Origin of the sequence: Cobetia sp. Dlab-2-AX, assembly GCF_024124625.1 — a bacterium.
Lineage (GTDB): Bacteria > Pseudomonadota > Gammaproteobacteria > Pseudomonadales > Halomonadaceae > Cobetia.
The window spans coordinates 128,277-141,409 of the sequence record NZ_JAMXRV010000005.1; the positions used below are offsets into that span (position 1 = coordinate 128,277).

General features: G+C 62.4%; 13 protein-coding genes. 4 read left to right on the plus strand and 9 right to left on the minus strand.

Translation table 11 applies throughout. From position 1 onward, the window contains the following. Nucleotides 1–110: 110 nt before the first annotated feature. The 3 genes from speE to hemE all read right to left on the minus strand — a co-directional run bounded on the left by speE (nt 111) and on the right by hemE (nt 2,824). Nucleotides 111–974, minus strand: coding sequence for a polyamine aminopropyltransferase (speE, locus tag NH396_RS10205; protein WP_253063400.1), 864 nt, complete (start codon nt 972–974; stop codon nt 111–113). A gap of 286 nt (nt 975–1,260) precedes the next feature. Continuing rightward, the gene (locus NH396_RS10210) at nt 1,261–1,647 is read right to left on the minus strand and encodes a VanZ family protein (protein WP_253063402.1); all 387 of its coding nucleotides are present in this window, start codon (nt 1,645–1,647) and stop codon (nt 1,261–1,263) included. 79 nt (nt 1,648–1,726) lie between these two features. After that, nucleotides 1,727–2,824, minus strand: a complete 1,098-nt coding sequence (gene hemE / locus NH396_RS10215) for a uroporphyrinogen decarboxylase (RefSeq protein ID WP_253063404.1) — start codon at nt 2,822–2,824, stop codon at nt 1,727–1,729. Between the two features lie 324 nt (nt 2,825–3,148). Here hemE and ribA point away from each other — a divergent pair, with 324 nt between their 5' ends. Together ribA and NH396_RS10225 are read left to right on the plus strand one after the other, a co-directional pair. After that, a complete protein-coding gene (gene ribA, locus NH396_RS10220) occupies nt 3,149–3,784 on the plus strand; it encodes a GTP cyclohydrolase II (protein ID WP_253063406.1) in 636 nt (211 codons plus the stop codon). 134 nt (nt 3,785–3,918) lie between these two features. Further along, nucleotides 3,919–4,728, plus strand: coding sequence for a hemolysin III family protein (locus tag NH396_RS10225; RefSeq protein ID WP_253063408.1), 810 nt, complete (start codon nt 3,919–3,921; stop codon nt 4,726–4,728). Between the two features lie 195 nt (nt 4,729–4,923). Here NH396_RS10225 and NH396_RS10230 read toward each other — a convergent pair whose 3' ends face one another. Further along, a complete protein-coding gene (locus NH396_RS10230) occupies nt 4,924–6,219 on the minus strand; it encodes a DUF4172 domain-containing protein (RefSeq protein ID WP_253063410.1) in 1,296 nt (431 codons plus the stop codon). A 339-nt stretch (nt 6,220–6,558) separates the two neighbouring features. On the opposite strand from NH396_RS10230, the gene NH396_RS17170 reads away from it, so the two are divergent. After that, a complete protein-coding gene (locus tag NH396_RS17170; protein WP_366071721.1) occupies nt 6,559–6,729 on the plus strand; it encodes a pentapeptide repeat-containing protein in 171 nt (56 codons plus the stop codon). A 280-nt stretch (nt 6,730–7,009) separates the two neighbouring features. Here NH396_RS17170 and NH396_RS10235 read toward each other — a convergent pair whose 3' ends face one another. The 4 genes from NH396_RS10235 to xseB all read right to left on the minus strand — a co-directional run bounded on the left by NH396_RS10235 (nt 7,010) and on the right by xseB (nt 11,030). Then, a complete protein-coding gene (locus tag NH396_RS10235) occupies nt 7,010–7,639 on the minus strand; it encodes a glutathione S-transferase family protein (RefSeq protein ID WP_253063412.1) in 630 nt (209 codons plus the stop codon). A 239-nt stretch (nt 7,640–7,878) separates the two neighbouring features. Continuing rightward, nucleotides 7,879–9,801 (minus strand): 1-deoxy-D-xylulose-5-phosphate synthase, encoded by a 1,923-nt coding sequence (gene dxs / locus NH396_RS10240; RefSeq protein WP_175088961.1) that lies wholly within the window; start codon nt 9,799–9,801, stop codon nt 7,879–7,881. A gap of 12 nt (nt 9,802–9,813) precedes the next feature. Next, complete coding sequence (locus NH396_RS10245; RefSeq protein WP_253063414.1) at nt 9,814–10,746, minus strand: farnesyl diphosphate synthase; 933 nt, start codon at nt 10,744–10,746, stop codon at nt 9,814–9,816. After that, on the minus strand, nt 10,746–11,030 hold the full coding sequence (xseB, locus tag NH396_RS10250) for an exodeoxyribonuclease VII small subunit (RefSeq protein WP_043331600.1): 285 nt from the start codon (nt 11,028–11,030) through the stop codon (nt 10,746–10,748). The genes NH396_RS10245 and xseB overlap by 1 nt, the downstream gene beginning before the upstream one ends. A gap of 321 nt (nt 11,031–11,351) precedes the next feature. Here xseB and serA point away from each other — a divergent pair, with 321 nt between their 5' ends. Continuing rightward, a complete protein-coding gene (serA, locus tag NH396_RS10255; RefSeq protein ID WP_253063416.1) occupies nt 11,352–12,602 on the plus strand; it encodes a phosphoglycerate dehydrogenase in 1,251 nt (416 codons plus the stop codon). Between the two features lie 290 nt (nt 12,603–12,892). Here the strand turns inward: serA and NH396_RS10260 are convergent, their stop codons facing one another. Further along, a complete protein-coding gene (locus NH396_RS10260) occupies nt 12,893–13,078 on the minus strand; it encodes a tautomerase family protein (protein ID WP_043331603.1) in 186 nt (61 codons plus the stop codon). Between the last annotated feature and the right edge of the window lie 55 nt (nt 13,079–13,133).

Consider the following 13,133-nt stretch of genomic DNA (forward strand, 5'->3'; position numbering starts at 1 on the left):
TGGCAGATTGCGACCAATGTCTCGGTCTGACTGACTCAACGCTTGTTCATCCCATCAGGCACGTTTTCGTCCCTGATGGGGCTTGCTTGCCACCGCAAGGTGCATGCAGATCACTTCTCCAGCAGGCGCTGCATGAAGGGCGGCAGCACCAGGGAGGCGCGATGGCCTTCGACGGTATAGAAGTCACGCGCGAAGGTGGCGGCAGCGGCATCTTCCTCGCGGAAGGACTTCACGTCACAGCCCTTGCCCGCCAGGGTGCAGCTCCACCAGCCGGACGGATACACCGGCTGCGGGAAGGGCAGGGTCGCGACGCTATCAAAGCCCGCTTCGCCCATGTCATTGCGCAGGTCCTTGATGATGGAATCGGTGTGATAGAGCGGGGACTCGCTCTGCTGCACCATCAGGCCGCCCTGCTTGAGGATACGATGGCAGCGCTTGAGGAAGTCTGTCTTGAACAGACCTTCCGCCGGGCCGACCGGATCGGTGGAGTCGACGATCAGCACATCGATGCTCTCGTCCGGGCAGTTGTCGACCCACTTGACGCCATCCTCGAACAGCAGCTCGGCGCGCGGGTCGTCATTGGACTCGACCAGCGCCGGGAAGAATTGCTCGGAGGCACGCGTGACCGCCGGATCGATATCGATCTGGGTGACCTTCTCCACACCCGGGTGCTTGAGCACCTCACGCAGGGTGCCGCAATCGCCACCGCCGATGATGACGACACGCTTGGGGTCTGCATGAGCGAACAGCGCCGGATGCGACATCATCTCGTGATAGAGGAAGTTGTCACGGTCAGTCAGCATCACGCAGCCGTCCAGCACCATCAGGTTGCCGTAGGTCTCGGTGGCATAGACTTCGAGGTGCTGATAAGGGGTCTGCTCGTCATGCAGCTTGTGGCTGACCTTGAGCGAGAAGGCGCTGCCGTGGCGATCGAAGATTTCGGTAAACCAGGAGCCATCGAGACGTTCGGTCATGGGGACCCTCGCATTGGATATCACAGACGGGATATCAAGGTATGGATAGAGACGGCACGATGGCCATCGGAAATTGCGCCAATCAGCACTGCGCCAGCGTCAGGCCGGCAGTTCACGGCCCGCATGACGACCATGCGGCGTGATGTCGTGATACGCGACATGCCGGGCAAGCGCCAACATGGCGCAGGCGCTGCACCATAGCCAAAGACGGGCGGAGTGGAAAGTGTTGATGCATGACAATTTCAGTCAGGCCGCGTAGCGATGACACGCGGCCCGGGGGAGAGGCTCAGCGAGAGGCCGGGCCGAGGCGGATCAGATGGAGAATCAGCCTGACGCCCTGAAACACTCCCAGCCCGATGAGGATGCCGGCGAGGTCCGCCAGGGCATCCAGCACCTCAGCGCCGCGATAGGGAATCGCCAGCTGCAGACATTCGATGGCGACGCCCAGCAGCAGCAGGAGCGGCAGGATGATCAAGCTGGTCAAGCCCGCCAGCCGTGTGGTCAGCGCCAGCAACGCGAAGACGGAGAAATGCTGCAGCTTGTCCCAGGGAAAGATCTGCTCCGGATGTGGCACGCCCGGGGAGAGCGTGCCGAACAGGATCAGCAACAGGCACAGCAGCGCCACGAAGGCCCAACCGCGGCGCGGGATGAGACGCTGCTCGACCGGCGTCATGCTGGCTGCCCTGCTGCTTGCCACCTTCTACAGGCAGCCACAGGGGTGACAGCAGAAAAGACCATGCAGGACTCCCCCATCAGCTGCGGGCGACCGGTGTCGCATTGGCGGCGTCATCCTGATGGTAGGCCGGGCTCAGCTCGTGCAGCGCGTCCATCAGGGCATTGACGTTACCCGGGTCGGTGAACTGGCTGATGCCGTGACCGAGGTTGAAGATGTGGCCCGGGCCCTGGCCGTAGCTGTCGAGGATACGCCCGACTTCGGCACGAATGGCGGCTGGCGTGCCGAACAGTGCATTCGGGTCCAGGTTGCCCTGCAGGGCCACACGATGGCCGACACGCTCACGCGCATTGGACATCTCGGTGGTCCAGTCGAGGCCGACGGCATCACAGCCGGTGGCGGCGATGTGCTCGAGCCACTGGCCACCATTCTTGGTGAACAGGATCACCGGTACACGGTTGCCTTCGCTGTCCGGCTTGAGGCCGGCGACGATCTGCTCCATGTAGCGCAGCGAGAACTCGAGGTAGGCCGGCGTGGACAGAGTGCCGCCCCAAGTATCGAAGATCTGCACCGCCTGAGCACCCGCGGCAATCTGGGCATTCAGGTAGTCGGTAACGGCCTGCGCCAGGGTGTCGAGCAGCTGATGCATGGCTTCCGGATTGGAATACATCAGGCCTTTCACGTGACGGAAGTCCTTGCTGGAACCGCCCTCGACCATATAGGTGGCCAGTGTCCACGGGCTGCCGGAGAAACCGATCAGCGGCACGCGGCCGTTCAGCTCACGACGGATGGTGGACACGGCACGCATGACGTAATCGAGATCACGCTCGACATTCGGCACGCTCAGCGCCGCGATTTCCTCGGCAGTCCGCACTGTCTTGCGGAATTTCGGGCCTTCGCCGGTCTCGAAGTAAAGGCCCAGCCCCATGGCATCCGGGATGGTCAGAATGTCGGAGAACAGGATGGCGGCATCCAGCGGGAAGCGCTCCAGCGGCTGCAGCGTCACCTCGCAGGCACGCGCGGTGTCCATGCACAGGTCCATGAAGCCACCGGCCTGACCACGGACTTCGCGATATTCCGGCAGATAGCGGCCAGCCTGGCGCATCATCCAGACGGGAGTACGGTCGACCGGCTGACGGGCCAGGGCGCGCAGGAAGCGATCATTCTTCAAGGTCATCGGAATCACACATCAGCTCGGGGAATGTCTCGGCATTCTATCAGAGCCTGAGAAAAATCCCGCCCATCGTGGTGATGCAACAAATGCATTGGCAAATCGCCCCACCTTTGTAGTCCCTTTGCTGGCGTCATCCGACCATTGTGGTGGTGGCGGCAACAACGCTTTTCCATACAGAGCGATGAGTCATCGGCCACAGACTGGTAAACTCGCCACATGACTGCATGCTGGCCGCCGGTATCTCGAGCGACTCATCGAGACATTGCCGGACCACCGCATGCCCGCGCTTTTTCAGCCCGGCGATTGTCCGGGCGTTCGAGGTGAACAGTGACCATTCGATTCATCGCCGCCTCGCGGCTGCCAACGCCCTGGGCGACCTTCACCATGCACGGTTTCGAGGATGAGACCACCGGCAAGGACCACATCGCCCTGACCCTGGGCGACATCGATGACGGCGCGCCGGTGCTGGGCCGCGTGCATTCCGAGTGCCTGACCGGCGACGCCCTCTTCTCGATGCGCTGTGACTGCGGCTATCAGCTGCAGGAAGCGCTCAAACGCATTGCCGCCGAAGGCCGCGGCGTGCTGCTCTATCTGCGTCAGGAAGGCCGCGGCATCGGTCTGCTCAACAAGATTCGCGCCTATGAGCTGCAGGATGGCGGCGCCGATACCGTCGAAGCCAATGAGCGCCTCGGCTTCGGGGCTGACATGCGCCGCTACGATATCTGTGTGCCGATGCTGGAGCATCTCGGCGTCAGCGCTCTCAAGCTGATGACCAACAACCCGCGCAAGGTCGATGCCCTGACCCGTGATGGTGTCACCATCAGTGAGCGCCAGCCGATCACCACCGGCCTGAACCCGCACAACGAGCACTACCTCTCGACCAAGGCGGGCAAGCTGGGCCACATGATGGCACTGGATGATTTCACCCAGGCAAGCGACGTCGATATCGAACGCAGCGAGTAGCCGCGCGCAGGGGGAGCCTGGTGGGTTCCCCCTTTCTTTATAGGCAGATTGACCGGCTGGCACAGCGAGCGTGACATGACGACGTCACCCGCCAGAGAGTAGGCTGGAGTCGAACCCGCGCCGGAGACATCGCCATGCGCAAAGACTCAACGGCTGCATCATTACAGCCTTCTTCATCGCAACCTCAGTCATCACAGCCTTCGTCAACATGGCCCGCCTCGACACCTCCTCCGGCATCACCCTCTTCCAGCGCATCGCCCGCCGATGACGCAGATTCACGCGACACCACCGCGACACCTGATCTCTATACCCGGCTGGAGGAATGGCTGCACAGCACCAGCCACGGCATCGGCGCCGTCATGGGCCTCGTCGGCATGATCGTGCTGATCGTGATGGCCAGTCTCGCCGCCGAAGTCGACCCCTGGAAGATCGTCAGCGTCAGCCTCTACGGCCTGACCCTGGTGGTGCTGTATGCGGCCTCGACGCTCTATCACGGTATCCGTCACCCACGCCTGAAATATGCCTTCCAGCTGCTGGATCACTGTGCCATCTATCTACTGATCGCCGGCACCTATACGCCCTTCCTGCTGGTCAATCTTCGCGGCCCGACCGGCTGGACGCTGTTCGCCATCATCTGGTCGCTCGCGCTGGGCGGCATCTTCCTCAAGCTGCGCTGGCCTGAACGCTTCAGCGCCCTGCGCGTGAGCGTCTATCTGCTGATGGGCTGGTTGATCGTGTTCGCCTCGCCGATGCTGGTCGAGAAGCTCTCCGAGACGGGGCTCATCCTGCTGGTCGCCGGCGGCATCACCTATACCCTGGGCGTGATCTTCTTTCTGATGACGCGCCTGCGCTATCACCACGCCATATGGCACCTGTTCGTGCTTGGTGGCAGTACCTGCCACTTCTTCGCCATCTACACCGCAGTGCTGCCGTATTCCGTATGACGTGATCGGGGCAGCCACGCTGGCCGGCGCTCTTGAGCACACCGGCTTGAAAGCACAGGTTTGAGAACACGGCACTGAGAACAAGGAACTGAGAACACCGGCAAACCACCTCAAAAAAGCGGGAAGGGTCGTCATGACCCTTCCCGCTTTTTTTTCGCGATTTTTTTGACGCTTCAGGGCTCGTCTCTCACAGGGCTATTTTCTTGAAGAGCTATCTTCCTGCGGGGCGAAGACCGGCAAGCGATACCGGGTTCCGCGCCCGACACCGTAGCTCTCCAATACCTGCTTGGCGGTCAGATCGGCGAGATCACGGGCGGCGGTAGGGTCGGAGGTATCGACCAGGGCACGGTATTCGGCGCGCCCCACGCCCTCTTCGTCGTCTCGCTCCAGCAATGTCAGTACCAGCTCGCGCTGGCGGGCATTCAGCGGCGTACGCGCGTGCTCCAGCCACAGACGCTCGGCGCGCTGGACGCGCTGGTAATGGAAGGCCGTCCGGCGACCGGCGTCGCGCAGGCGCAAAAGCCACCACTCGGCCCAGACATTCATGTCACCGGGCGCTGCATCCTCCACTTCACCATTGAGCGCGTGGTCCAGCTGCGACGGCAGCTGATGGCCGCTGGCCGAGGTCTGAGGCTTGCCGAGATAACGCTGCTCCAGCTCGCGCAATTCATCCTGATGCTCGATCACCACCGAGAACAGCGCCTGGCGGCGCCAGCAGAGTTGCTCCAGGGCTTCCGGCTCCCAGCGCTCGGCGACCTTGCCGACAAACTCGCCCTGCTGCTGCAACGCGGCCAGCGCATCGATTCGTGTCAGCCAGCGCATCAGCAGCAAGCGCCCGATCAAGCCGTTGCCCAAGGCCAGCGGTGCGAGCGCCTGCCAGTGCGCATGCAGCTGCAGGGCATTCAACACCCCTGAGTTATCCACATCCGGTTCTTCCGTCGCCAGACGCTGCCAGAAGACATCCAGCTCCCGGTCCAGCGCATCGGGGTTCTCCGCCGGGGCGCGATAGCGCAAGCGCTTGAGACCGTAACGACCGCTGACCGCTTCGTAGCGCGCCTCACGCCATGCACCGAGTGGCTGACCACTGCTGCGCGGCAGGAAAGGCCCCAGACGCCGATGCCACTCGAGCACCTGTTGGCGGGTCAGCGGCTGGAATGCCGTGCGCACGACTTCCAGCGTCACATCCACAAAGACGTCGACACCAGGCGCCGGCCCGCGCGGTGGCTCCTGATGGCCGGACTCCAGCCCCAGCGCCTGATACAGCGCGTCACGCAACGCCGCCCGCCCGAGCACCACACCGGACAACTGGGCACTGGCTTCCATCTCTTCGCTGAGGAGCGTCGCCTCGAGACGCAGGCGTTGTCGGGGATAGAGATTCTGCCCCTGGGCGACCAGCGGCGACATCACCGCCTGGGTCGCCGCCAACTGCCCCATCAAGGGCATGACCTCCAACTGCCCCCGTGGCCAGTCAGGCTGCTGCCAGATCCACATAAGTTGTTATCCCCATTGAGGTTTTCATCAACATCCTATCAAAAAGATCCGCAATAAACCATATACCGAATCAAAAAATGACACGAAAAATAGACAATATGCGATCACCGCTCTCAAATTGATCGATTGCATGTCATAAAAATCTAATAAACCTCTCAAACCCATGATTTTTATCGGATATGTCGCTGCTCACATCGCATGAGTGCTACCTACGCCCTCATGAAGACCAACATTTGACCATCATGACAAAATAGATCAATTATCGAATCATCAATAGATACGCAAAAGACTCAACAGCGCATCATTCAGCGCCTGATGGCTGAAACCCATCCTCGATCGATGGCCTGCCTCGCGCCGCCCTGGCGCACCGCACCGTTTCGAACTGACCTGTCTCGAACTGACCTGTCTCGAACTGACCTGTCTCGAACTGACCTGTCTCGAACTGACCTGCCTCGAACTGACCTGTCTCGAACTGACTTGGCTCGAACTGACTGCCTCGAGCCGCCCTGAGCCAGCCGTCACCAAACGGCTTGGGGCGCGCCCCCGACGATTGACGCCGCTGAACGCGCAAGGCGACCTCTCAACCTCGTCAGGCGCCCTGCAAGCGTCTTCTGAGGCTCAAAAATGCAAAAGGCGCCACCCTGATATCAGGATGGCGCCTCGTGGCGTGTACGCGCTCTCAGAGCGCTCTCATGACTTCATTGCAGAACATGCAGGAAAGATCAGCCCGTCAGCTTGGCCTGTGGCGGCGCTCGACGACGGCTTTCGACATCAGTTCTGGCAACAGGGCTCAGTGCTGCTGACGCTCCTCGGCGGCCTGTTGCTCTCGCTGGCGGGCCCGCTCGCAGGCAGGACGCGCTCGCACCTCTTCGCCCCAGTGCTCAAGCACGGCCGGCAGAGGTTGCCCGGCCATCTGCGCCCAGCTGAGGGTCTGGGCGAGGAAGATATCGGCGACACTGAATTCATCGGCCACCAGCCAACCCTGACCACCGAAGCGGCGCTGGAGTGCCTTGAGAGCACGCTGGAATTCCCATTGGGCTGTCTGCTTGATGGCATCACAGCGCTGGTCCTCCGGCAGCGCGAAGGTGTGCTTGGCCAATGTCCACAGCGGCTGCTCAAGCTCGGTGGTGAGGAAACTGAGCCATTGATCCATCTGTGCCTGTCCAGCCAGCGATTGTGGCAGCAGTCGCCCTTCTCGCGCCGCCAGGTAGCGGCAGATGGCACTGGACTCGAACAGGACCAGCTCGCCATCCACCAGGGCTGGCGCCTTGCCATCGGGATGAATGGCCAAGTATTCAGGGCTGTACCCCTCACCGGCCTTCAGATCCAGACCATGAATCCGGTATTCGAGCCCCAGTTCCTCTAGTGTCCAGGCGACCCGCAGCGAGCGGGAATTTGGATAGCTGTAGAGAGTCAACATGGTCGGGCGCACTCCGTGGCGTTGCGGTGGTAACTGGCGCAGGTGACGGCTTTCGCGCTGGCCAGGCCCTGGCTGCTTGGGCAGAGGGCTTGATGGTCATCCAGCATGGGCGGGAAGTCGCGGAGATGCCATGCATCCTTCGCCGTCTCGGCGCAGGCAGTCACGCAACGAAAAACGCCTGTGGACAACTCGAACTCTCGAGTCATCCACAGGCGTTTCGGTATTGCATGCCACCAGGATCAGCTGGCGAGGCGAGCCTCGATACTGGCGCGGATGCCGGCGGCATCCAGACCGCAATCACGCAGCAGCTCGACCGGCTTGCCATGCTCGACGAAGCCATCCGGCAGCCCCAGCAGCAACATGGGCTGGGCCAGTCCCGCGTTCAGGTAGAGCTCGGCCACGCCGGCGCCCGCGCCACCCGCGATGGCGTTTTCTTCCACCGTCACCACCAGGTCATGCTCCGCAGCGATCTCGAGCAATGCCTCGCGATCCAGCGGCTTGATGGAGCGCAGGTTGAAGTGGGTCGCGTCCAGCGCCTCGGCGACCTCGGCCACCGGCGTATTCATGCTGCCCACGGCGACGATGGCGACACGCACCTCGGGGCTGCCGCTAATACGACGACGGTATTCCCCCTGACCGATGGCCATTGGCGTCAGGTCGGCATCGGTGGCCACCCCCGGCCCGGTACCGCGCGGATAGCGCACCGCGGCCGGCCCGGGATGCGCCAGTGCCGCGCTCAGCATGCCACGGCACTCGGCTTCATCGGCCGGCGCCATCAGCACCAGCTCCGGCACGCAGCGCAGGAAGGACATGTCCAGGCTGCCGTGATGCGTCGGGCCGTCCTCGCCGACCAGACCGGCACGATCGATGGCAAAGGTCACGTCCAGTTTCTGCACCGCGACATCGTGGATCAGCTGATCATAGCCACGCTGCAGGAAGGTGGAATAGATCGCCACCACCGGCTTCATGCCCTCACAGGCCATGCCCGCTGCCACTGTCACCGCGTGCTGCTCCGCGATGGCGACATCGTAGTAGCGATCAGGATATTCCTTCGAGAAGCGCACCAGATCCGAGCCTTCCCGCATGGCCGGCGTGATGCCGATGACGCGCGCATCAGCGCTAGCGGCATCACACAGCCAGTTGCCGAAGACACTGCAATATTTCTGCGGCTTGGGAGCCGGCGCGTCGGTGACGGCAGGCGCCTGCTCGGCGGCCTGAGGCGCGGCCTTCTCGAGCTTGGTGATGGCGTGATAGCCGATCGGGTCACGCTCCGCCGGCAGGAAGCCCTTGCCCTTGCGCGTCACCACATGCAGGAATTGCGGGCCATCCAGATCACGCATGTTGCGCAATGTCTGCACCAGCGCCGGCAGGTCATGGCCGTCGATGGGGCCGATGTAGTTGAAACCCATCTCCTCGAACAGCGTCGCCGGGCTGATGAAGCCTTTCATGTGCTCTTCGGTACGCTTGGCAAGCTCCAGCGCGCCCGGCAAGGGCGACAGCAGTCGCTTGCCGTTGGCACGCATCTGGGTATACGGCTTGCTGGCCAGAATACGTGCCAGGTAACTTGCCAGGCCGCCGACGTTCTCGGAGATCGACATCTCGTTGTCGTTGAGCACGACCAGCATATTGGCCTTCACGTGCCCGGCATGCGCCAGCGCCTCGAACGCCATGCCAGCCGTCAGGGCACCATCGCCGATCACCGCACAGGCACGCCGTGACTCACCCGCCGTACGGGCGCCGAGCGCCATGCCCAGCGCCGCACTGATCGAGGTGCTGGAATGGCCCACCCCGAAGGTGTCGAACTCGCTCTCGGCCCGCTTGGGGAAGGCAGACAGGCCATTGTACTGGCGCATGCTGTACATGGCTTCACGACGGCCGGTCAGAATCTTGTGCGGATAGGCCTGATGACCCACGTCCCACACCAGACGGTCATGGGGCGTTTCCAGCGCATGATGGAGCGCCACGGTCAGCTCGACCACACCGAGCCCGGCCCCGAAGTGCCCGCCGGTACAGCCGACGCTGTACAGCAGGTAGGCGCGCAGTTCGTCAGCCAATTGGCGCAGCTGTGCCGCGCTCATGGCGCGCAGCGCTTGAGGTGTCTCGACCGCATCGAGCAGTGGCGTCGCGGGGCGCGCCTGAGGTATCTCGTCAAACAGCTTCATAGGCGTCAGGAATCAGTGGTCTCGCTCGATCATGTAGCGCGCCAGCACCGCGAGTGGCTCTGCGGCCTCTCCCAACGGTGCCAGGGCATCCAGGGCCTCTTGCAGTAGCTGACCTGCTCGCTCTTGAGCACCTTCGAGTCCAAGCAGCGAGGGATAGGTCGGCTTGTCGCGCGCAGCGTCAGCACCGGCCGTCTTGCCAAGCGTTGCGGTGTCGCCCGTCACGTCCAGGATGTCATCCTGGATCTGGAAGGCCAGGCCGATAGCCGAAGCGTAGCGCTCCAGGGCAGCAAGACGCGAATCCTGCTCGTCGACTGCCACCAATCCGCCCAGCCGGACCGCGGCACGAATCAGCGCGCCGGTCTTGTAGGCATGCATGCGTGACAGCGCCTCTACCTCGCGGAACTGCCCGACTGCTTCGAGATCCAGCGCCTGACCGGCCACCATCCCGCGCCGCCCGGAGGCCTCGGCCAGGGTACGCACCAGGGCAGGGGTGCGTACATGGCCGGTCGTCGCCATCACTTCGAAGGAGAGCGTCAGCAGGGCATCGCCCGCGAGAATGGCGGTCGCCTCATCGAAGGCGCGATGCACGGTGGGACGGCCACGACGCAGGTCGTCATCGTCCATGGCCGGCAGGTCATCATGGACCAGCGAATAGGCATGCACCAATTCGAGCGCCGCTGCCGCCGCGTCCAGCGCAGCGCTGTCAGCAGCCTCTTCATCGCCCCCCAGGGCACGACCCACCGCATACAGCAGCACGGGGCGCAGACGCTTGCCGCCACCCAGCACGCTGTAGCGCATGGCGTCCTCGAGACGCTCACTCACCGCCGCACTGCCGGGAGTCAACAACGCCTCAAGCACGGCCTCACTGCGCGCCTGTCCAGAACGGATCAGCTCGCTGGCCTGCGATGCAGTCGGCGTGACTTGCGCATTCAATCCACCTGACATCACCAGTCCTTCTCCTCGTCCGCTTCACCCGCCATGCTGCCTGCGGCATCGGGCGCCGTAAACGCCGTGGGCGTCAGCGCACCTTCCGGGCCTTCCACCAATGCCTGCAGGCGCAACTCGGCGCTATCGAGCCGCTGCTGCGCCTCGCGCGCCAGGCTCACGCCCTCTTCAAAAGCGCCCAGTGACGCTTCCAGCGACATGTCGCCAGCCTCGAGCCGCGTCACCAACCCTTCAAGACGGGCCAGGGTGGCGGCGAAATCCTGTGGCACTTCCTTTTCGGCCATGGGTGCTCTCGCTCATCCGACCGGGCGGGCCCGGTGTCTCTGTGTGGAGCGCCAGTATAACCCGAAGGGCTTCACGACGCTGCCCACCCCCTGCGCACGGTGGAAGAGTCACATCAAACGGCTGTGCTGTGAATTTTTCATGCCCGGCACGCGGACATTTCATCCGGAGGCCCCGCCGGCTGTGATATTCTTTGCTCCCCTGTTGACAGCACGCCCCGCTGTTTCTCTGGCATTTTCTTGAGGTGTGACACGCCAGCAGGTCATGAAAAAGACCAAACGAACAGAAACGCCGGCATGACCGGCGAGAGGGTTGATCCGACAATGGCCAAGACGTCCCTGGACAAGAGCAAGATCAAGATTCTATTGCTCGAGGGTGTCCACCAATCCGCCGTGGATAGTTTCCTCAACGCGGGTTACACCAATATCGAACTGCTTCAGACCTCGCTGGCCGAGGAAGAACTGATCGAGAAGATCCGCGATGTGCACTTCATCGGCATTCGTTCCCGCACTCAGCTCAACGAGCGCGTGATCTCCGCTGCCGAGAAGCTCACCGCCATCGGCTGCTTCTGTATCGGCACCAACCAGGTCGACCTGGAAGCCGCACTGAAGCGCGGCATCCCCGTGTTCAACGCGCCCTACTCCAACACTCGCTCGGTTGCCGAGCTGGTACTGGCTGAAGCCATCATGCTGATGCGCGGCGTGCCGGAGAAAAGCGCCAAGGCACATCGTGGCCAGTGGATGAAATCCGCCAAGAACAGCCATGAAGTCCGCGGCAAGACGCTGGGCATCGTGGGCTACGGCAGCATCGGTTCCCAGCTGTCCGTGCTCAGCGAATCCCTGGGCCTGGACGTCATCTACTACGATGCCGTCACCAAGCTCGGCATGGGCAATGCCCGTCAGGTGGCAAGCCTGGAAGAGCTGCTGGCGCGCGCTGACATCGTCACCCTGCATGTGCCGGAAATCCCCTCCACCAAGTGGATGATGGGCAAGCAGCAGTTCGCGCTGATGAAGCAGAACAGCGTCTTCATCAATGCGGCACGCGGCACCACCGTCGTCATCGAAGACCTGGCCGAAGCCCTTTCCAGCGGCAAGCTGCTGGGCGCCGCCATCGATGTCTTCCCGGTAGAGCCGAAAGGCAACGGCGAAGAGTTCGTGTCTCCGCTGCGCGAGTTCGACAATGTCATCCTGACGCCGCACGTCGGTGGCTCCACCATGGAAGCCCAGGAGAACATCGGTATCGAAGTCGCCGAGAAGCTGGTGACCTACTCCGACAACGGCACCACCATCGGCTCGGTCAACTTCCCGGAAGTCGCCCTGCCGGCACACCCCGAAAAGCACCGTCTGCTGCATATCCACGACAACGTCCCGGGCGTGCTGTCACACATCAACCAGGTGCTGTCCGAGGAAGGCATCAACATCTCTGGCCAGTACCTGCAGACCAACAACACGGTCGGCTATGTGGTCATCGATGTCGACAAGGCCTATGGCAAGAAAGCGCTCGAAGCGCTCAAGACCGTCGACCATACCCTGCGTATCCGGACTCTCTACTCGGAAGCTGATTTCGAGAACTGAGTCCGCGCTCTGCTTCATGGCCGTGGAGCAGAGGGCAGGCAAATGAAAACGCCGCAGCCAGAAATGGCTGCGGCGTTTTTTTGTTGCGGATTATCAGGCGTATTGCTCGTCGCGTGTCTTGCTTCCCACTCCCCTCCTTTCATGCCTCTGCCATCCCTCAGCCGACTTCCCATACTCTGGCACTGCCGACCAAGACCAAGGGCGTGTTTCACGTGGAACATCTCATGTCCCTATAAAACATACTGTGAATCAGCAAGTTGAGATCGAGCTCCCAGCTGACAGCGCGTTTCTCAGCGCTCCGACAATGGCGTGCCAGCGACGGCCCAGTTTTCCGGCTCCACTTCCTGCAGCACCACCCAGACGGACTGCTCACGCACACCCAGCACGCGAGCCGTCTCGCGCGTCAACGCCTCCACCAGCTCCCGCTTCTGTTCCTGTGTCTTGCCAGTCAGAAATTCCGCACGAATCATCGGCATGGTTGTCTCTCCTTGTTGTTTATATCTCTTTTCCCGTGTGCCAGATCAACCTGCT